This is a genomic window from Burkholderia cenocepacia (genome assembly GCF_900446215.1).
GTDB lineage: Bacteria > Pseudomonadota > Gammaproteobacteria > Burkholderiales > Burkholderiaceae > Burkholderia > Burkholderia cenocepacia.
Genome location: NZ_UAQZ01000014.1, coordinates 108,714 through 128,521 on the forward strand (window position 1 = coordinate 108,714; position 19,808 = coordinate 128,521).

General features: G+C 64.5%; 16 protein-coding genes and 1 pseudogene. 11 read left to right on the plus strand and 6 right to left on the minus strand.

Translation table 11 applies throughout. From position 1 onward, the window contains the following. Nucleotides 1-58 precede the first annotated feature (58 nt). From DTA15_RS27210 to DTA15_RS27260, 11 genes are all read left to right on the plus strand, one after another. Nucleotides 59-613, plus strand: coding sequence for a phage tail assembly protein (locus DTA15_RS27210; protein ID WP_006484197.1), 555 nt, complete (start codon nt 59-61; stop codon nt 611-613). A gap of 48 nt (nt 614-661) precedes the next feature. Next, on the plus strand, nt 662-3,097 hold the full coding sequence (locus DTA15_RS27215) for a phage tail tape measure protein (RefSeq protein ID WP_006484120.1): 2,436 nt from the start codon (nt 662-664) through the stop codon (nt 3,095-3,097). Further along, entirely contained in the window at nt 3,097-4,467 is a 1,371-nt protein-coding gene (locus tag DTA15_RS27220; RefSeq protein ID WP_012492576.1) for a DNA circularization protein, read from the plus strand. The genes DTA15_RS27215 and DTA15_RS27220 overlap by 1 nt, the downstream gene beginning before the upstream one ends. Nucleotides 4,468-4,472: 5 nt before the next feature. Next, nucleotides 4,473-5,630, plus strand: a complete 1,158-nt coding sequence (locus DTA15_RS27225) for a phage baseplate assembly protein (RefSeq protein ID WP_006484189.1) — start codon at nt 4,473-4,475, stop codon at nt 5,628-5,630. Next, nucleotides 5,630-6,151, plus strand: coding sequence for a phage baseplate assembly protein domain-containing protein (locus DTA15_RS27230; RefSeq protein WP_006484159.1), 522 nt, complete (start codon nt 5,630-5,632; stop codon nt 6,149-6,151). The genes DTA15_RS27225 and DTA15_RS27230 overlap by 1 nt, the downstream gene beginning before the upstream one ends. Before the next feature lie 84 nt (nt 6,152-6,235). Continuing rightward, entirely contained in the window at nt 6,236-6,817 is a 582-nt protein-coding gene (locus DTA15_RS27235) for a phage GP46 family protein (protein WP_006484137.1), read from the plus strand. After that, nucleotides 6,814-7,935, plus strand: coding sequence for a baseplate J/gp47 family protein (locus DTA15_RS27240; protein ID WP_006484194.1), 1,122 nt, complete (start codon nt 6,814-6,816; stop codon nt 7,933-7,935). The genes DTA15_RS27235 and DTA15_RS27240 overlap by 4 nt, the downstream gene beginning before the upstream one ends. A 2-nt stretch (nt 7,936-7,937) precedes the next feature. Continuing rightward, complete coding sequence (locus DTA15_RS27245) at nt 7,938-8,537, plus strand: putative phage tail protein (RefSeq protein ID WP_012492575.1); 600 nt, start codon at nt 7,938-7,940, stop codon at nt 8,535-8,537. Beyond that, nucleotides 8,537-9,514, plus strand: coding sequence for a hypothetical protein (locus DTA15_RS27250; protein ID WP_006484169.1), 978 nt, complete (start codon nt 8,537-8,539; stop codon nt 9,512-9,514). The genes DTA15_RS27245 and DTA15_RS27250 overlap by 1 nt, the downstream gene beginning before the upstream one ends. Nucleotides 9,515-9,521: 7 nt before the next feature. Further along, nucleotides 9,522-11,750, plus strand: a complete 2,229-nt coding sequence (locus DTA15_RS27255; RefSeq protein WP_006484129.1) for a hypothetical protein — start codon at nt 9,522-9,524, stop codon at nt 11,748-11,750. 19 nt (nt 11,751-11,769) lie between these two features. Further along, complete coding sequence (locus DTA15_RS27260) at nt 11,770-12,534, plus strand: hypothetical protein (protein ID WP_015992885.1); 765 nt, start codon at nt 11,770-11,772, stop codon at nt 12,532-12,534. Between the two features lie 161 nt (nt 12,535-12,695). Here the strand turns inward: DTA15_RS27260 and DTA15_RS27265 are convergent. The 6 genes and pseudogenes from DTA15_RS27265 to rnr all read right to left on the minus strand — a co-directional run. After that, a pseudogene (locus DTA15_RS27265) lies at nt 12,696-13,361 on the minus strand (Gfo/Idh/MocA family protein); the annotation flags it as partial. Between the two features lie 104 nt (nt 13,362-13,465). Then, nucleotides 13,466-14,182, minus strand: coding sequence for a FadR/GntR family transcriptional regulator (locus tag DTA15_RS27270; protein ID WP_006484155.1), 717 nt, complete (start codon nt 14,180-14,182; stop codon nt 13,466-13,468). A gap of 282 nt (nt 14,183-14,464) precedes the next feature. Next, a complete protein-coding gene (rpiA, locus tag DTA15_RS27275; protein ID WP_006484224.1) occupies nt 14,465-15,160 on the minus strand; it encodes a ribose-5-phosphate isomerase RpiA in 696 nt (231 codons plus the stop codon). Nucleotides 15,161-15,252: 92 nt separating this feature from the next. Further along, a complete protein-coding gene (locus DTA15_RS27280) occupies nt 15,253-16,125 on the minus strand; it encodes an N-acetylmuramoyl-L-alanine amidase (RefSeq protein ID WP_006484228.1) in 873 nt (290 codons plus the stop codon). Nucleotides 16,126-16,234: 109 nt separating this feature from the next. Continuing rightward, entirely contained in the window at nt 16,235-16,978 is a 744-nt protein-coding gene (rlmB, locus tag DTA15_RS27285) for a 23S rRNA (guanosine(2251)-2'-O)-methyltransferase RlmB (RefSeq protein WP_006484150.1), read from the minus strand. A 148-nt stretch (nt 16,979-17,126) separates the two neighbouring features. After that, the gene (gene rnr / locus DTA15_RS27290) at nt 17,127-19,601 is read right to left on the minus strand and encodes a ribonuclease R (protein WP_006484152.1); all 2,475 of its coding nucleotides are present in this window, start codon (nt 19,599-19,601) and stop codon (nt 17,127-17,129) included. Nucleotides 19,602-19,808 lie beyond the last annotated feature (207 nt).

Sequence of the window (19,808 nt, forward strand, 5' to 3'; positions counted from 1 at the left end):
AGGCAGGATTTTTCCTGCCTTCGGCGCATTCAGACCTACCATTTCTGAGATTCCCACCATGAACAAACAGGACATTCATGTCATCACGTTGGTCGACGGTCTGCGTTCGCAGGTCGGCGACAAAGAGGTGCGCTATCGCACCGTGCGCCTTCGCGAGACGACCGTTGCCGACGAGTATGTCGCGATGCAGTTGGCCGAGCGCGTCGTCGACGTGAAGGGCAAGCCGACGCTGTTGGTGTCGGACGATCTTTATCGCATCGCGCTGACGATGCGGCATTGCGAACGCTTCCAGTGCGCCGGCCTGGACGACATCCAGCTCGAGCTGCTGACGCTGGAAATGTTCGGGCGCCTGTCACCGCTCGACCTTGCGCGAATCGAAGAGCGCTGCGTGCTGGTGGATTTGGCCGCCCAGTATCGCCACGGCCTGATCACGAAGGATGCGTTCGATTCGATGCTCGCCGACTCGACCAATTCGGAGAGCGCCGGCCCGCGATCCGAGGGCCAGGCTGCAGAACTGGGAGACGCTGGCGCGGCAACTCAGTCTGGCCCTTCGATGCTCGCTGACTTCGCTGCGCGAGATGCCCAAGGTGCAGCTGATGGCGCAAGCCGCTGACCTGGAACGACTGCATAAGGCCCAGCGCGCTGAAGCGAGGAAGAGACGATGAGCAGCATGACTCTGCGGTACATCATCAACCTGACCGGCGATTTGAAGCGGCGCGCGGCCGAGAATGCGCGCGCCGTCGAGCAGGCCAGCAAGCGTCAGACGACCGCACTGACGAACACGGACAAGGCAGCGCAGAAGACCGAGAAGTCCATCGAGAAAATCGGTGCGAAGACCAACGCCAGCAAGGTCGACGCGGATGCGCGCAAGATGCAGTCCGGATTGAACAACGTGACGACCGCGGCGAATCGAACCACCGGGGCGCTCGGCAGCGTTACAGCGGCAACGCAGCGTGCCGACAGCGCACTCGCCCGGTTGGGCAGCTCGTCGTCGCTCGACCGAACGTTTCGCTACCTGGGGAGCGTGGCGCGCCGGATGAACGATATCCGCCGCGATGCCGATCGCATGGCGGCGGTGTTGGCGCGCGCCGGGCAGACGGCCGGCACGATTGCGGCCGGGACGGCTGCAGGTGGTGCAGCTGCTGTCGCTACGCTGAAACGTCCGGTCGAGTTCGACATGCGGCTGGCCAACATGGCCAACGTCGCGTATGGCGATCGCAACCTTGCTGGCCGAATGCTCGGCATGAAAGAGCTGGAAGCAACGATTAACGATGCTGTGCGACGCGGTGGCGGCACTCGTGACACAACTGCCGAAGCACTAAACAAGGTCATTTCTTCCGGCGTCGTCAAAATCGACGCGGCGAAGGCGATGCTGCCCGATCTGCAGCGCGGGGCGACCGCTGGAGACGCAGATGTCACTGATATCGGGAACATCGCGATTGCTGGCTTGCGCAACTACGGGCTTACCGAATCAAACATCGGTCAAGCGATTTCGAAGGCCGTTGTCGCGGGCCAGGAAGGCGGCTTCGAGCTGAAGGACATGGCACGTTGGCTTCCGGAACTCATGGCGGCATCGAGCGATAAGCTCGGCATGCGCGGTATGGGTGACTTCGAACGGCTCGTGTCATATGCACAGGCGTCGATGATGACCGCAGGCAGCACGGATGCTGCCGGAAACAACCTGAAGAACCTGATCCTCAAAATCAACTCGGCAGATACCGAGAAAGATTTTGCTCGCCTCGGTGTCAATTTACCGAAATCGCTCGCGCGTGCCCGTGAGCGGGGCATCGACGGTATTGCTGCGTTCGTTGATTTTTCTGAGCAGATCGCCGCCAAGGATAAGAGTTTCGTTTCGCTCCGCAATCGCGCAGCGTCCGAGCAAGGTGAACAGAAAAAGGCGACGCTTCAGGCGATGGCTTCGATTCTTCAGGGCTCTGCGATCGGCCAGGTAATTCAGGATCGCGAGGCACTGATGGCACTCGTCGGCGTCATGCAAAACAAGGCGTACGTGAAGGATGTATTGGGGAAGGTGCATGCCGATACCGGACAGGCTGTCGACTCGAACTTCGCTGGCATCTCGAATCGCGCAGGTTACAAAGCACAGCAAGTGGCCAACGAAGCCGACATGTCGCGTAGTCGCGTGTTCGAGCAGATCGATGGTCCGCTGAAGTCGGTGCTGACCAGCGCGACGCAACTGGCACAAGCATTCCCCGCCGTGACGACGGCGTTGACTGGTTTCGGCCAGGCTGTAGGCGTCGCAACGGCGGCCGGCGCTGGCGGCGCACTCGCCGCATTCCTGCTGAATCGTGGCCGCGCGGGTGCGCCAGGCGCGCCAGGTGGTGGCGGTCTCGGCGGTTTCGGGGCCGGCCCGGTGCCCGTCTATGTCGTGAACAAGGTTCCGGGCTGGACCGCGCCGACTCCCGGCGGCGGCGCTGCTGGCGCAGCCGCAGGAGGCGCAGCAGCGGCTGGCGCTGGGCGCGGGTTGATGAGCCGGCTCGGCGCGAGCGCCCCGTGGATGATCACGGCCGGCCTTGCCGCATATGACCTGCTGCCCACGCTGCTCGACAGCAGCAAGACGCCCACCGAGAAGGTGAACGCGGCCGGCCGTGCGGCCGCAGGCGTGGCAGGTGGCTGGGCCGGCGCTCAGGCCGGCGCGGCGCTCGGTGCATTCGGTGGTCCGTTCGCGCCCGTTACGGTGCCGCTCGGCGGTGCGATCGGTGGCGCGGTGGGCTACTTGGGCGCCACGTGGGCCGGGGACACTCTGTCGCGGATGAACATGCTGCCGTCGCAACGGGCCGGCTTGCTGTCCAGCGCGTCGGGTGGCCAGGTGCAGGTGCCGCAGGACATGCAGGACCGTCTGAGCATTCTGCGAACCACGCCCGCGTACATGACGAATCCGCTGATGCAGCCGACTGCCGGTCTGGACATGCTGAAGCGCATGCAGTCCGAGCCGCAGCGCGTCGAAATCGGCAACGGCCTGCTCGGCATCAACATCTCGGTTCACGACGATCGCGTGTTGACCAGCACGCAGGTGCTGCAACAACCGAGCGCGCTGCGGCTCGATCCGGGCGCGACGAATCCTGGAGGAACGAACTGATGGCGATCATCGACGACAAGGGCCGTTCCGACTGGCTCAGCCAGCTTCGCACCGCGTCGTGGCGCGACGTGCCGTTCCAGGTTGATTCGATCGAATGGTCGGCCGGCGAGAACACGGTGCTGCGGGAATACCCGTTCCAGGACTTGCCGACCGTCTTTTCGATGGGCGCGGGCGCTGACGAAATCAAGTTCTCCGCGTACGTGATCGGTGACGACTACCTCGACCAGCTCGACAAGCTGCGGGCCGTCCTGAAAGGCGATGGCGTGCTGATCCACCCCACGGCCGGCAGCATGCGCTGCTGGCTGCACGGCAAATACACGGTTCGCGAGGCACCGACCAGCATGGGCGGCGTCGCGCGCCTCGACCTGACGTTCGTTCGCGCCGAGGCACGCCGATATCCGGCAGGCGCGACCAGCACGTCGGACCAGGTGGCGAGCGCGGCGGACACGGCCGAGAAGTCGCTCATCGACTCGCTCGCCGCGAATTTCAGTCTGTCGGACCTCGCCGGGTGGGCGCACGACAACGTGCTCGACCGGATGCGCTCGGGCCTCGATGTGCTGTGGGACGGGATTTCCTACGTGAATCGGGCATTGGACACGTACAACTCGCTGGTGAGCCAGTACGTGACGTTTCCGCTGACCGAGCTGGCCGCGATTCCTGGTCAGCTCGGCAGTCGAATCGCCGATCTGCTCGCGATCCCGGAAACGCTCACGTCCAACCAGGCATGGGATGCGTTCTCTGCCGCGCGGAATCTCTGGAAGGCGCCGTCGACGAGCAGCCTGACGGTCGACGCCGGCAGCGCGCCGCAGGCCATCGCCCCGTCGATTGCAGCAGCGTACGCATCAGCTGGCTTCGTGCCGAACAACAACCAGGCGAAGCTCGCCGAAGCATTCACGCCCGATCCCAGCCCGTACGAGACGGCCACGCGCACGCAGGTCGCGCAGGCGCTGAAGACGCTGGAAGGCTTCTTCAATGGCGTGGTGACGATCATGGCCGTGCGCGCCGTCGCGCAGATCGAGCTGGAGAACTATGACCAGGCGGTCGCGCTGCGCTCGGACCTGAACCAGCAGATCAACGAACTGCTGATCGCGAGCGCGGCCGAGCCGGTCGGTGGCGTCGGCGATGTCACCACGCACGACGCGCTGGTCGCCCTGCAGACCGCTGTTCTGACCGATCTGCAGTCGCGGTCGCGCGACCTTGCGCGCTTGACCACGTACACGCCGGAATCGTGGCAACCGGCGATCTACATCAGCTATCGCATGTTCGGCACCGTGAGCTGGGCCGACGAAATCCTTGCGATGAACCCGTCTATCCGTCACCCGCTGCTCGTGCCACCTGGTATCGCGCTGCGCGTCATCAAGCACGACTGACCCCTATGGCCGAGAAATTCACCAAAGACGACGCCAAGATTTTCGTGACCGTCAACGGCCGCGATTACCAGGGCTGGCTTACCTCTTCCGTCGAGCGCTCGCTCGAAACGCTCGCGAGCCGCTTCTCTATCCCGGTGTCGCTCATTCCGGGCAACCCGCCAGACATCAAGCGCCAGGACACGATCCGCGTGCGTATCAACGACACGCTCGTGCTGAGTGGCGTCGTGCTCGCGGCCGAGCCCTTCTATCGCCGCGACGATTGCGGCATGAAGATCGAGGGGCGCAGCCACAGCGGCGATCTGGTGTCGTGCTCGGCGATCCACCAGGGAGGCCAGTGGCGCAACGCTCGGCTCGACACCATCGCGCGCGACATCTGCAAACCGTTCGGCATCGAGGTGAAGGTCGAAACCGACATCGGCGAGCCGATCCAGGATTTCAAGATTCAGCACGGCGAGAAGGCGGTCGCGGTGCTGGCGCGCGCGGCGCGGCTCCGTGGCGTGTTGGTCACGACGGATGCCGAGGGGCGTGTCGTCATCACGCGGGCCGGGCTAAAGAAGAGCCACGGCTCCATCGTGCGCGGCGTCAACGTCATCAGCATGGAGAGCGTTGGCACGGATGCCGATCGGTTCTCGGACTACTTCTGCTACGGGCAAAGCAATGTCGTCCACAAGAAAAGCCTGATCGAGCTGGAGGTTGGCGGCAGCATCGGTGATGTGCACAAGGCATTCAGCCGCGCGACCCAGCAGAAGGCGCAGGCGCGCGACCCCGAAATGAAGCGGTATTTGCCCCTGGTCATCAATGCGGACGGGAACAACGCGCCGGCCGACATGCATCGGTTGGTCGATCACACGATGCGCGTGCGGCGCGGCATGGCCTACGGTCTGAAATACGTTGTCGAGGGCTGGACGTGGAAGGGCTTGCCGTGGGAGGTCAATACGCGGGTGCCGATCTATGACGACATCGCCGGCCTGGACGGAACCGAGTGGCTGATCTGCGAGGCCAAGGCGACCGTCGACGTTCGTGAAGGTGACGTGACCGAGCTGGTCGTGCGCCCGGTCGAGTCGTACGACACGGTGCCGTTGAAAACGAAGCTGAAGCACGGCAAGGCAAAGAACAAGCGCGGCAAGGATGGTGCCGTGCTCGAAGTGACTGGAGCAAACTGATGGATCTGTTGAATCTGCTGCGGCGGGCACTGTTTCGCAATCTCCGCGAAGGCCCGGTGCAGACCGTGAGCGTTCGCGTGTTCGATACGAATGCGCGCGACGATGCAGAGCGGCACCAGGATTACGGTTTCGCCGGCAATCCGGTCGACGGCCAAGGGATCGTGATCGAGGCCGGCGGCCACACTGTCGTGCTGCGCATGGATCGTATTGACAGCCGCCCGCGCCTCGAAGCGTACGAGGTCGCCGTATGGCACAAGGATGGCCACAAGATTTTGCTGAGCGACAACGGCAAGATTTCAGTGACCTGCACCGATTTCGACGTCACCGCTGACAACATCACGCTGAACGGCAAGAACGGCGTGGCCGTCACGACGCCGAAGATGTCGACGAGCGAAGCGCTGCAGGTCGGCACCCGCGCCGAGATCGGCGAGTCGATGAAGATCGGCAACCAGGAGTTCGTCGACCACCAACATGATGCCGTGCAACGCGGCAACGATCTGTCCGGAGGCGTCGCTGGCTGACGCAAAACGGTCGATTATGAAATGCTTCACAACGATTTAAACCCGCTTTAAACCGATCATGAGGGCCTACAGACGCAGGCCATCATGATCGACATCCTGACCACCGCCCGAGCATCAGCAGACACCGGCATCCCGTTTGACTGGAGCGTGATTGCAGCTGGCCGCGTCAACGGCGCCGCGTGGCATGACTTCACCAATCCTTGCGCTGCGCCCGCCCACTTCGTTGAGGCGCTGGAGGTGCGCGCGCTGGAAATGGACGACTCGCTTTGCACGGCGGTCATCCTGTCTCTGTTCTCCGATCGGCGTGCTGACGCCGACACCATCCTGCCTCACAACCAGACCGACCGGCGCGGCTGGTGCGGCGACGAGTTCGTCAACGCCAGCACCGACGCCCCGCGCGACGTTACCGACCAGTGGGGATCGCACCTGTGGCTCTGCTACGTGACGAAGAGCACGGTCGACGTCCTGGAACGTGCGCGATTCGCGGCATACGAGTCACTGCAGTGGATGTTACGCACGGAAATCGCCAGCCGGCTCGAAGTCGATGCGAGCTGGTCGGGCGAGAACGCCGACCGCCTCGCGTTGCGCCCGCGTATCTGGCAATCCGACTCGACCCGCCCCGTATACGACGTGCTCTGGGGCACAACCCTGCGGAAAACATCATGAGCACGCCCATCCAAGTCACTATTCCCTCCATCCAGGAGGCGAAGGACAACGCCCGCCGTCAGCTCCAGCAGGCGCTGGTCGACGCGGCGTTGTCGGCCGGCACGACCTTGACCGCCGCCGACATCGAGCTGGCGCGATCGAACGTCGAGGCGATGGCATTCGTCCAGGGCGTCGGCGTGCATGGCGCCTATCGATATCTGCGTGATTTCGTTGCGAAGCAAGCGATCCCGACCAAGGCCGTCGACGAGTATCTCGACGACTGGCTGACTGCGTACGGCATCCCGCGTAAGGAAGCGAGCGTGTCACAGGGCGCGCTGGTTGGCTCGGGCGACGTCGGGCAAATCCTGAAGGCCGGCACGGCGCTGCAAAGCGATACCGGACTCGAATTCACGGTGCTCGTCGACGCTGTGGTCGCGGCCGACAAGACGCTGGCCCCAACCGTGGTTTGTACGACGCCAGGCGCGGCCGGCAATCTCGCGGCCGGCGCTGCGCTGTCGCTCATCGCGACGGTCGACGGGATCGACGCGGACTTCAGGGTCGGTGCGAACGGACTGAGCGGCGGCACAGAGCGGGAGACGGACCCCGAGGCGGTTTATCGGTTGAGCCAGCGTCTGGCGAATCCGCCGCGCGGAAGCGCGCCGACCGATTACGAGCGCTGGGCATTGTCCGTTCCGGGCATCACGCGCGCGTGGGGTGTTCGCACGCCTGGTGGCCCCGGCTCGGCCGGCGTCATCATCATGGCCGACAACAACGAATACGGCCTGCCGACCGCTGCCCAGCGTGATGCCGTCTATGCCTACATCCGCGACTCGCGGCGCGGGCCGCCCGACGAGCTGTTCGTGATCATTCCGGAACCTGTCTTCGTCGACGTCGTGCTGCAGATCGATCCCGACACGCTGGCCGTGCGGCAAGCGGTGACGCTGGAGCTGAAAGACCTGTTCTTTCGCGAGGCTACGCCGGCCGGTCGAATCGTTCACTCCCACCTGACCGAAGCCGTGTCCGCTGCGCCTGGCGAGTTCGATCACAAGTTCATTTCGCCGGTTGTGACATCGGGCGGGTTCCTTGTCGCAGGCACGAACCAGATTCTCGTGCTGCGTTCCGTCGCCTTCCAGGAGTGACCGTGGATCGCTTCTGGCAAGCCCTGACGCATCTACTGCCCCCTGGCTTTGCGTTTCCGCGCAATCGGCGCTCGGCCGTCATGGCGTGGCTTGGCGCGTGGGCAGCGGTGCTTCGCGAGCATCACGATTTCGTCGACCGTGCGATCCGACAGTGGATGCCGCATCGCACCTGTTCCCGCCTGGAGGAATGGGAGGAAGCGCTTGGCCTTCCGGATTCGTGCGTCGCGCGCGAGCTGGACGAAGAGGAACGACGCACGGCCATGCTGGCGCGCTTGCGCGGCGACCTCGACCTGACGTTCGCGGACAGCTCGGCCGACAGCATCGGTGCGATGACGAACTACCTCGCGGCGGCCGGCTACGAGTGCGAAATCTGGGTGAATTACCCGTTCCGGGTCGGCCAGAACCGGGTCGGCGACCGGCTCGGCCGCAACGGCATTTTGTATGTGTACCCGGTTGGACTGTGCCGCAAGGCACGTGTCGGCAAGGCCCGCGTCGGCGATCGCCTGGTCGCTTGCCAGCCGGAGGTGGACGACCTGTATTGCCTGCTCAAGCGGATCGTCCCGTCACGCTTTGAAATCGAACTTGTCCCGGACATCGACTGATGGATTACACGAAGAGCAACAGCTATTCGATTGCCGACAACGGCAATCGGATGCATGACGACCGCAAGCCCGTCCCAACTGCAGTTGAGGACACGGACATGAACATGGTGATCTGGAGCCTGATGCAGGTCATCAAGGCCGCAGCGCTGGAAGGTAAGTCGTTTGACCCGGCGTCGGAGGAAACCTACAGCGTGTTCCTGAATGCGCTGAAGCAGCTGTTTCCGCTTCGCGAAGACATGACAGGCGCGGTTCGCTATTACGCGGCGGTGCCGGCCCAGCGGGCCGAGCCGGTGATCTATGTGCCCGCATTCGGCCTGATGGAATGGCTTGCCGATCGGAACTATTACCGATCACTCGATTGTGGCCAGCTCGTGTTGAGCGGATCGGCCGCGCGGCGCGGAACAGTGGCGGCCGACGGCTCGGCCAAGTCGAAGACCGATCTGCGCGGACTGTACGACTGGGCGGGTGAGAACGGGCTCATCGTCGCGGCCGCCAACTGGTCACCTGGTGTCTACGCGTTCTGCGACATCGACGCCAATCAGTTCCGGTTGCCGGACGTCCGTGGTGAAGGGCTACGTCTGTGGGACAACGGCCGCGGCGTCGACCAGGCACGCACTCTTGGCTCTTGGCAAGGCGGTGCCATCGAGTCTCACGGGCACGCGGCAAACAGCGGTGACGCGGGCGCGGTTGCGGATCGTCGAACTGGCTCCGGTGGCGGCCACAACCACAATAACGGCATTTTCACGCGCCTGTTGAGGGCGCCCTACGTAGGTTCGATCACAGGCAGCGACACCACAAACAGCGGAGACGAGCAGGCCGTTGGGGGTGGTGATTCGGCTGACATTGCGGCGGTCGGAGATCACGACCACCTCATTCCGGGCGTAGGACCACACCGTCACGACATCTCGATCTCCGCGACCGGCGGCAACGAAACGCGGATGCGCAACGTCGCCGTCGCAGCGCTCATCAAAATCTGAGGCACGCATGGATTACACCACCAGTCCCGACTACGGCGTCGCTGCGAACGGCCAGCGACTGCATCAGGACGCGAAAAGCCCAGCGACGGTTATCAGCCGACGCGATTTGAACATGCTGATCTGGTCGCTGATGGAGGTGCTGAAAGCTGCCGGCATCAGCGGCAAGGAGTTCAGCCCTGGCGATCCCGACTCCTATCAGCGCTTCCTGCGCTCGCTTCGCCGGCTGTTCGCCGATGCACCGGCCACAGCCGCTGCAATCGAGGCGCTGACCGATGGGCAGGTCGCGGGCCTGATCGGCTTTCCGACGCGCGCCGAAATGGACGCCAATCTGGCGTATCCCGACAACACTATCGCCTTGGTTACGAACGACGCCGATCCCGCGAACAACTCGTATTTTCGCAAGGTCGGCGAAAGCGGCACCGGTAGTTGGGTCATGTCGGACTACCCGTCACAGGCCACGATCGAGGATTTGCAGAATCGGCTGGCGACAGCCGAGAGTCAAACAGTCGTGCTGCAGGTCGCGGACGTCGACGGCTTTGTGTTTGTGCAGATGTTGCAAGACGGAACGCTGGAGACGCCGGGACTGCGCCTTGGCCCGCGCGTACTGGCCAATGACACCTTTGGAATGGAGTCCGGCACCGAAGCTGCGTTGCGTATGGTCGACGCGGATGGTTTCTGGATCGACGTTGTTGGCGATGACGGCAAACTGCCTGGTGCACTAGAAACCGGGCGGGCTGACGGCGTGCGGGTAGTCGACTCGGAGGGCTTCTATGTCGAATTGCTTGACCCGGCTGGCAATGCGATCGGACATGGACGTGTCGACCGAGACAACGAAGTGTACGGTGCACGCAACAGCCGAAATCTGGCGTTGAGCGCGGCCGTGAAGTCCACGCTCAATTCGATTGTTTGCCCGTGGGCATGGGATTACAACCACATCGCCTTTTACGGCCAGAGTCTCGAGGCGTCGTACGAGACATGGCCCGCGCTGTCGCGCGTGAGTCGATACGCAAGCAATGTCATGGTTGGTGGCTCTGTTCGGCCCGTCACGGATACCGGTGCTTTTGACCCGGTGGGGGGCAATCCAGCGTTCCAGCCGCTCATTGCCGTTGTTCAAGATGAGTCGACCGGCGCATTGTTGTCGGATGCCCAGGTCGCAGCGCTGCCGCGTGGAAATATGGCCCGTGGGGAGTCGCCGGCCGTGGGTGCCGTCAATTTTGCGAAGCGCTTGCACAATCAGCGTGTCGGCAAGCTGGACGATGCCAGCCGGTACTTCGTCGCGACGTCTTCTGGTGTTGGCGGCCGTACCATCGAGGCGCTTTCGAAAGGCGCAGAACCGGATCTGTGGCGGCGCCTGGTCGGTGCCGTCCAGCTGGCGCGTGACAATGCGACGGCCGCTGGCAAGACCTACGGGATCGGCGCATTCGTCTGGATTCAAGGCGAGTGGAACTACGATCCGGCTATCGGGGGGGACACGACGAAAGAGGGCTACAAAGCAAAGCTGGCGCAACTCCGAAGAGATTTCCAAGCCGATTGCGTGGCCGGGATCGCTGCTCAGAATGTGCAGCCTACGTTCATTACGTATCAGACTGGCGCTGGCTATACCCGCGACGAAAATGACCTTGCCATCGGTATGGCCCAATGGGAGTTCAGTCTGGAGAATCCAGGGTGCTATCTCGCTACGCCCGTGTATCCATTCACCGATAAGAACGGCCATCTGGACTCAAACGGATCGCGCTGGTTCGGGCTCCAGCTCGGAAAGGTCATGCATCGGATCGTCGAGATGCGGCAAGACTGGCGGCCGCTATCTCCGCGTCGTGCGATCGTAACTGGCCGCGTCGTCTCGATCGATTTCCACGTTCCGGAGCCACCTCTGCGATTTTCCCTCCCGTACGTGGTGTCGGCGGCACAGGACTATGCAGACAAAGGCTTCACCGTGCTCGACGACAACGGTCGCGTGCCGATTTCGGAGGCGCGCATCGTACTCGACACTATCGTGGAACTCGTATGCACCCGCGATTTCGTCGGGCAGGTCAAGGTTCGCTACGCCGACAAGACTTATCACTGGGGCAACGGATGCTTGTGCGACTCCGATGCGACGATTGCCCCTGACAACTACGAGTACGAGGCCGGACGTGGCTTCTATCCCGAAGCCAACGTGCAGGCGCTTGTCGGCAAGCCATACCCGCTGAGCAACTGGTGTGTCGCATTCAGCATCACGCCTGATACAACCTACTAACGAACTGATCGAGGTACAAATGGGCATTCTTCTTCGTGACGACCAAGCATCCTACCGAGCCAACGCTAAAGGGATGATTTTTCCAATTTCGGACGCTGGCCTTGAGTTCGTCGGCGTATTCGGGGGCGATCTGACGGCGAGCAGCCGAAATTTCGCGGCCAACAAGCCGGCACTCGCTCCAGTCGGATCGCCGACCGTGAACGAGGACAGCATCGTCCTGACTGGTTCCAGCGCATTTCTGCAGACCGAGATGGCCGACTCGATCGACCTGACGTTTATCGCGATCGCTCGGCCGCTGGAAATGGTAGGCCACGTGCTCATCTCGAACTATCGATCGGTGTCCCTTGCCCATTCCGGCACGACGATCGGTGCGAGCTTGTATACCGTGCCCGAACCGGGGCCTGACAACGATGGGCTGAAGACCGTCGTTTTCGAGCGAGCAGTGACGGACGGGAACGCGTCAATTTTCGCGGGCGTGAGCCTCGAAAACGATCAGGGACTTGGTGTCTACCAGTTCCTCTGTGGGCGGTTCGACTCGTCGGCCAAGGCGCATCGTGTGAACAACCTCACGACCGGCCATTCATTCACATCGGGTCCGGAACCCCGCGCCCTCGATCTCGGCGGAACCTTTCGCATTGGAGCGGGCTACGCTGCCGGCGAGTGGGAAGGCAAGTCTGAGTTTGTCTCTGCGATCGGGATGTCCCGCTGCATTACCGATCATGAGCTGACGACCCTGTACCAGTTCTGGAAAGGGTACTGCTCGCGGCGAGGGATCGTGATCTGAGTTTTGGGGCCCCTCAAACTGGTTTTGAGGGTGCTTCAAAGCGGTGTTGCAGGCCGGTTGGAGGTTTCCCCCCCGGCCGGTTGTCTTTCCGGGATTTTTCCCCGGAAATTGCTGGGTCAAATTAAACGTCGGCGCGGGTCAAATTAAACGGCGCGCTACTCGCCGTTCGCATGCACGCTGTTCAGGCTCGCGAACAGGTCGACGCCGGTCGCGCCGACGCGGCCGAGCGTCTGCACGTCGCGCGCCGCGCCGAGCCAGTCGACGGCCAGGAACGCCTCGTAGATGCCGATATCGAGCAATGCGCCGCCCGCACGATCCAGGCGATAGACGGAATGATCCTCCGGCACCGACGACGATGCGCAGCCCGCCCGCACGAGCCGGATCTCGCCGATCGGATCGTCGCGCAGATGCGCACGTAGCTGACGGTACAGCGGGAAGAACGGCGGCTTCATCGCCTCCATGAAGAGCAGCCCGGCATCGCGCGCCGCGTGCAGCACCGTGTCGAGTTGCGCGGCGTTCAGCGCCGCGGGTTTCTCGCACAGCACGGCCTTGCCGGCGGCCAATGCGGCCAGCGTGTACTGCGCGTGACTGTCATGGAGCGTCGCGATGTAGACGGCGTCGAGATCGCTCGCGAGGAGCGCGTCGGGGCTCGCGGCAGGCGTGCCGCCGTATGTCTCGCAGAAGGCGGCCGTTGCGTCGGCGCGGCGGGCCCAGGCACCGGCCAGCATGGCGCCCGGCACGTACGCGAGGCTTTGCGCGAAGCGGCGCGCAATGCTGCCTGCACCGACGATGCCGAAGCGCACCGGGCGATGGTCGTTGTCGTTCATCCTGATCTTCCGTGTCGGTCGTATGACGGTAGCCGGCACGCTGCCGGCCGGACGTCATGATAAACGGCCCGGCGGCACCAGGATGAGCAACGACACGCGCCGCGTCAGGCACGCACCGGCACGTCGACCGAGAAATCGCGCGAAATCTCGTCCGCGCTGAAGTCGATCAGCGCGAGCGAGGCCGCTTCGGCTTCGCGCGGGTCGCGCCGCTCGATCGCATCGACGACGCGCGCATGCGCCTTCACTGCGATGTCGTGCGCGCCTTCCTTCTGCACGACGCGCGGATTCACGAGACGCACGGCCCCGCGCACGATCGCCGCCATCTGCTGGAAGAACTGGTTGCCGCTCGCCTGGACGATCCGCGTGTGCAGCAACTCGTCCGCCGTGTCGTAGCCGGGGTCGCCGGGCTGCAGCACCTTGAACGCGTCGAACGCTTCGCGAATGCCGGCGATATCGGCCGCCGTCGCACGCACCGCCGCCTGCGCGGTCGCACGTGGTTCGATCAGCATCCGGAATTCGATGACGTCGCGCATGAACTGCGGATCGGGCTTTGCCCGAAAGCGCCAGCTCACGACGTCTTCGTCGATCATCCGCCAGTCGCGCATCGGCCGCACGCGCGTACCGACTTTCGGACGCACGTCGAGCATGTCGCGCGCAAGCAACATCGACAACGCTTCCCGCATCACCGTGCGGCTCACATCGAACTCTTTCGACAGCACGTCCTGCGGCGGCAAGATGCCGCCATACTTGTCTTCGACGATACCCGAGACAAGCCCATCCATCACTTTGGCGACCAGTGACCGGTCTTTGCCCTGCTCCATGACACCTCCCCGTGCGTCGATTTGCGAACACCTGCTCCGCAGTTCCGCCGGCCCTGGTTACTACTCTGTTCTTATGATCTATAAGTTGATGAGTTCGAGGATATTTCGCTATCTGGTAAACACCTGACAGGGTTATCCCTCTTTTGAACGGGGTAGATTTATACGGCTAAAAAAAAGGCCCGGGAAGCGCGTCGCGCCTGCCGGACCCCGGTTTACACAAGATTTAAACATTCAATCCATGACGGCGCTACCGCGCCATTACGGACTGCTTCTCATTCAGATTCAAGCAGCCGGATAAACGATCGTTTCAACGCCGTTTTCCGTGCCGAGCAAGCACAGATTCGCGCCGCGCTCGGCGAACAGGCCGACCGTCACGACGCCCGGCCATGCGTTCACCCGCGCTTCGAAACCGCGCGGATCGGCAATCTGCAGGCCCTTCACGTCGATGATCTCGTTGCCGTTGTCGGTAATGTACGGTGCGCCGTCCTTCGTCACGCGCAGCACGGGCACGCCGCCGAGCGCGGTCACGCGCCGGCCGATCGCCGTACGCGCCATCGGCACGACCTCGATCGGCAGCGGGAACGCGCCGAGCACCGGCACGCGCTTGCTGCCGTCCGCGATGCAGACGAACGTATCGGCCACCGACGCGACGATCTTCTCGCGCGTGAGCGCGCCGCCGCCGCCCTTGATCATCGCGCCGCCGGCGTCGATCTCGTCGGCGCCGTCGACGTACACCTGCAGCGCGTCGATCTCGTTCAGGTCGAACACCTTGATGCCGTGCGATTTCAGGCGTTCGGTCGTGGCGACCGAGCTCGACACGGCGCCGCGATAGCGCGACTTGACGGCGGCGAGTGCGTCGATGAAGCAGTTGGCGGTCGAGCCGGTGCCGACGCCGATCACGGCGCCTTCCGGCACGTTCTGGATCACGTAATCGGCGGCGGCCTGGCCGACGAGGCGTTTGAGTTCGTCTTGAGTCATGGCGTGGTAATGCTGCGGGATTGCGGAAAACCGCCAGTTTACCGGAGTCGGCGGACGCCCCCGCGTTTTTCGGCGTGCGGGGCGTCGCGTATTCAGCGCGTATCGGCCGCCGGCGCGTGGTCCGCCGCTTGCGTGCCGGGGAAGTACTTGTCGAGCAGCGCCTGCGCGATCGCGTCGCTTTCGGCATCCGGATTGCCCGCGTAATCGGACGGCCGGAAATGCATCTGGAACGCCGCGAACACGCGCCGCGTGCGCGCGTCGAGCACGCCGTCGGTCGGCACGTCGTAGCCGTAGCGCGCGAGCTTGAGCTGCAGGTCGCGCACGTCGACCGGCGCATGCGGGTCGCGGCCGCCGAGCCGCGCGGCGACGGTCGCGTCGTCCGGCCATGCGCCCACGCCGGCTTGCGCGAGCGCATGCCATGGGAACAGCGGGCCGGGATCGATCTTGCGTTGCGGCGCGATGTCGCTGTGCCCGACCACGCGCGTCGGCGCAATCCCGTAGCGCGCGACGATGTCCTTCGCCAGGCGGGTCAGCGCGTCGACCTGTTCGGGCGAATACGGCTGCCAGGTGCGATGCTGCGGATCGAGCGGGCCGCGGTTCACGTTCTCGATGCCGATCGACACCGCGTTCAGCTCGGTCGTGCCCTGCCACTCGCTGATGCCCGCGTGCCACGCACGCTGCGCCTCCGGAACGAGCTGGTAGACGACGGGCATGCCACGCTCGGTGCGCGGCTGCGGCGGGACGACGTAATGCACGCTGACCGAATCGCCGGTCAGCGTGCGCAGCGATTTCGTCTCGTCGCTTTCGGTGTAATGCATCACGAGAAAGCGGATCCGCGAATCCGCGCCGCGCGCATGCAGGCTCGTATCGGCGTAGTAGGTGCCGCGTTCGACGAGCGACGGCGACGTGCAGGCCGCCAGCAGGCCGAGCACGGTGCAGGAGACGCCAACGCGGAACAGGGTCATCGGTCGCGGGTTCCGGAGAACCGCGTGCCGCCTTGCGTCGCGGCACGCGTCGTTCGGGTCATTCGACGCCCGCGCATCGCGCGCGGGACGGGTCGGGTCGGCCCCGAGATCAGCCCTTCACGCGCCGCTGGCGCACGGCTTCGTACAGGCACACGCCGCTCGCGACCGACACGTTCAGGCTTTCGACGCTGCCGGCCATCGGGATGCTCATCACTTCGTCGCAGGTGTCGCGCGTGAGCCGGCGCATCCCTTCGCCTTCCGCGCCCATCACGAGCGCGACCGGGCCGTCGAGCTTCGTTTCGTAGAGCGTCGCCGGCGCCTCGTCCGACGTGCCGATGATCCACACGCCGGCTTCCTTCAGCTCGCGCAGTGCGCGGGCGAGGTTCGTCACCGTGATGTACGGCACCGTATCGGCCGCACCGCTCGCCACCTTGGCGGCGGTCGCGTTCAGCCCGACCGCCCGGTCGCGCGGCGCAATCACCGCGTGCGCGCCGGCCGAATCGGCCACCCGCAGGCACGCGCCGAGGTTGTGCGGATCGGTGACGCCGTCGAGCACGAGCAGCAGCGCGGGCCCGTTGATGCCGTCGAGCAGCTCGGACAGGTTCTGTGCAAGCGGCATGTCCTCGACGCGCGCGACGACGCCCTGGTGACGCTCGGTGTGCGCGAGGCCCCACAGGCGCGTTTCGTCGGCTGCGATCAGCCGCACGCCCGCTTCCTTCGCGGCGTGCAGGAACTCCTGCATGCGGCGGTCGCGGCGCGTCTGGTCGTACAGCACCTCCGCAACCGTCGATGCATCGTGCCGCAAACGTGCGGTCACCGCATGAAAACCGTAAAGAACCTTCAGACGTGACATGACTGGAACAACCTTCGATCAAACGTGCGGTCGCGCGACGTGCGCAGCCGCGATCCATGGAAAAGGAAAGCGCCGCGTGGCCGGCCGATGACCGGTGACGCGGCGTCTCTCGATACTGCAGGGCGTGCGCGTACGCCGCCCCGAACGCTCAATACTTCTTGCGGGCGCGGGTCTTCTTCGCGGTCGGCTTCGCCGGCGCGCCACCACCGCCCTTCTTCTTCGCGGCGCCACGCGCGGCGCGCGCTTCCTGCACCGCGACGCTCGGCGCGCTCGCGGCCTTCTTGCGACGCGGCACGGTTTCCTCGACCGGCGGCAGCGCGCGCACGCGCGGGCCATTGCCGTTGCCGTTGCGATCGACGCCGGCAGCCGGCGCGGGCGACGGACGCGGCGCCTTCACCGGCGTATCGCGCACGAGGCGGAAATCGATCTTGCGCGCATCGAGATCGACGCGGCTCACCTGCACGCGCACGCGATCCGACAGACGATAGCGGATGCCCGTGCGTTCGCCGCGCAGCTCGTTCTTGATCTCGTCGTACTGGAAATAGTCCGAGCCGAGTTCCGTCACGTGCACGAGGCCTTCGATGAACAGCGTGTCGAGCTGCACGAAGATGCCGAACGACGTCACGCCGTTCACCATCCCGCCGTACTCCTCGCCGAGCTTGTCGCGCATGAAGTAGCACTTGAGCCACGCCTCGACGTCGCGCGACGCTTCGTCCGCACGGCGCTCGTTCGCCGAGCAGTGCAGGCCGAGCTCTTCCCAGATCGCGGTGTTCGAGCGCGAGCGGCCGCGCGCTTCGTCGTCGGCCTGCTGCATCGCGCGGGCGCGCGGCGACAACGCGGTGTTCAACTCGAAGCCTTCCGGCGCCTTCGGCGTGTACTTCTTGCCCGACAGGATCGCGTAGATCGCGCGGTGCGTGAGCAGGTCCGGATAGCGACGGATCGGGCTCGTGAAGTGCGCGTATGCCTCGTACGCCAGGCCGAAGTGGCCGATGTTGTCCGGGCTGTAGACGGCCTGCTGCATCGAGCGCAGCAGCATCGGCTGCAGCATCTGCGCGTCCGGGCGGTCGCGGATCTGCGCCATCAGCGCCGCGTAGTCGCTCGCGTGCGGCTTGTCGCCGCCGCCGAGCGACAGGCCCATGCCGCGCAGGAACGCCCGCAGGTTCTCGAGCTTCTCCGGCGTCGGCCCCGCGTGCACGCGGTACAGGCCCGGATGCTTGTTGCGCTTCAGGAAATCGGCCGCGCAGACGTTCGCGGCCAGCATGCATTCCTCGATCAGCTTGTGCGCGTCGTTACGCTGGCGCGGCACGATCTGCTCGATCTTGCCCTGCGAGTTGCAGACGATGTAGGTCTCGGTCGTGTCGAAGTCGATCGCGCCGCGCTTCTGACGGGCGGCGAACAGCGACTTGTAGACGCCGTACAGGTCCTGCAGGTGCGGCAGCAGGTCCGCGCGGCGCGCGGCCTCCGGCCCCTTCGTGTTCGACAGCACGGCCGCGACTTCGGTGTACGTGAGGCGCGCCGCCGAATGGATCACGGCCGGGTAGAACTGGTAGGCCTTGATCTCGCCGCGCGCGGTGATCACCATGTCGCATGCGAGCACGCAGCGATCGACCTGCGGATTCAGCGAGCAGAGACCGTTCGACAGCTTCTCCGGCAGCATCGGGATCACGCGGCGCGGGAAGTAGACCGATGTGCTGCGCTCGAGCGCGTCAGCGTCGAGCCCGGTACCCGGCTGGACGTAGTGCGACACGTCGGCGATCGCGACGATCAGCCGGAAGCCGTCGCCGCGGCCGACCTTGACCGGCTCGCAGTAGACGGCGTCGTCGAAGTCGCGCGCGTCCTCGCCGTCGATCGTCACGAGCGGCACGTCGCGCAGGTCGACGCGGAAACGCAGGTCGGCCGGCCGCACCTTGTCGGGCAGCGCGGCGGCTTCGTCGAGCGCCGGCTGGCTGAATTCGTGCGGCACGCCGTACTTGCGCACCGCGATTTCGATTTCCATGCCCGGATCGTCGATATCGCCGAGCACTTCGACGACACGGCCGAGCGGCTGCGAATGGCGGCTCGGGAAATCGGTCAGCTCGACGACGACGACCTGCCCGACCTTCGCCTTCTTCACGTTCTGCGTGATCAGGATGTCGTGGCCGATGCGCTTGTCTTCCGGCGCGACGATCAGCGCGCCGTTCTCGTTCAGCAGACGGCCGATCACGCGCTTGTTCGCGCGGTCCGTGACTTCGACGACATGCCCTTCCGGCCGGCCGCGGCGATCGTAGCCGACGATCCGCGCGAGCACGCGGTCGTTGTGCATCACTTTCTGCATTTCGCCGTTCGGCAAGAACAGGTCGTCCTGGCCGTCGTCGCGGATCACGAACCCGTAGCCGTCGCGATGCCCCTGCACGCGCCCGGCGACGAAATTCGACGGATGGGTCAACTGGTAGTGGCCACGCTTGTCGAGGCGGATCTGGCCGTCGCGCTCCATCGCGGCGACACGCCGGAAGAACCCCTCGCGCTCCTGACGCTTGATCGACAGTGCTTCGGCGATGTCGTTGGCGGCCAGCGGCGCGTCGCTCGTACGCAGCACGCCGAGAATCTCTTCACGGCTCGGAATGGGGTACGGATATTTGCTCAAGGGTTTGTCGATGATTGTTCTCGTTGCGTTGACTGATGGTGCACGGCATCAACATAGAGGTGTCCGTCAGACAGTTCTATATTGACGGCGGCGGGTCATTCTATCACCCGCCTGTGTCGCCAAAAGACGGGAATGCCGCCAGCACGCGCGGCGACGGCCTGTTTGCGGCGCATCGCAAAAAAGTGTTGACAGGAATAATTGGGGCGC

Bases quoted from the DNA above. Each gene is read 5' to 3' on its own strand.
- DTA15_RS27210 (WP_006484197.1), top strand. From the start codon at position 59: ATGAACAAACAGGACATTCATGTCATCACGTTGGTCGACGGTCTGCGT.
- DTA15_RS27215 (WP_006484120.1), top strand. From the start codon at position 662: ATGAGCAGCATGACTCTGCGGTACATCATCAACCTGACCGGCGATTTG.
- DTA15_RS27220 (WP_012492576.1), top strand. From the start codon at position 3,097: ATGGCGATCATCGACGACAAGGGCCGTTCCGACTGGCTCAGCCAGCTT.
- DTA15_RS27225 (WP_006484189.1), top strand. From the start codon at position 4,473: ATGGCCGAGAAATTCACCAAAGACGACGCCAAGATTTTCGTGACCGTC.
- DTA15_RS27230 (WP_006484159.1), top strand. From the start codon at position 5,630: ATGGATCTGTTGAATCTGCTGCGGCGGGCACTGTTTCGCAATCTCCGC.
- DTA15_RS27235 (WP_006484137.1), top strand. From the start codon at position 6,236: ATGATCGACATCCTGACCACCGCCCGAGCATCAGCAGACACCGGCATC.
- DTA15_RS27240 (WP_006484194.1), top strand. From the start codon at position 6,814: ATGAGCACGCCCATCCAAGTCACTATTCCCTCCATCCAGGAGGCGAAG.
- DTA15_RS27250 (WP_006484169.1), top strand. From the start codon at position 8,537: ATGGATTACACGAAGAGCAACAGCTATTCGATTGCCGACAACGGCAAT.
- DTA15_RS27255 (WP_006484129.1), top strand. From the start codon at position 9,522: ATGGATTACACCACCAGTCCCGACTACGGCGTCGCTGCGAACGGCCAG.
- DTA15_RS27260 (WP_015992885.1), top strand. From the start codon at position 11,770: ATGGGCATTCTTCTTCGTGACGACCAAGCATCCTACCGAGCCAACGCT.
- DTA15_RS27270 (WP_006484155.1), bottom strand. From the start codon at position 14,182: ATGGAGCAGGGCAAAGACCGGTCACTGGTCGCCAAAGTGATGGATGGG.
- rpiA (WP_006484224.1), bottom strand. From the start codon at position 15,160: ATGACTCAAGACGAACTCAAACGCCTCGTCGGCCAGGCCGCCGCCGAT.
- DTA15_RS27280 (WP_006484228.1), bottom strand. From the start codon at position 16,125: ATGACCCTGTTCCGCGTTGGCGTCTCCTGCACCGTGCTCGGCCTGCTG.
- rlmB (WP_006484150.1), bottom strand. From the start codon at position 16,978: ATGTCACGTCTGAAGGTTCTTTACGGTTTTCATGCGGTGACCGCACGT.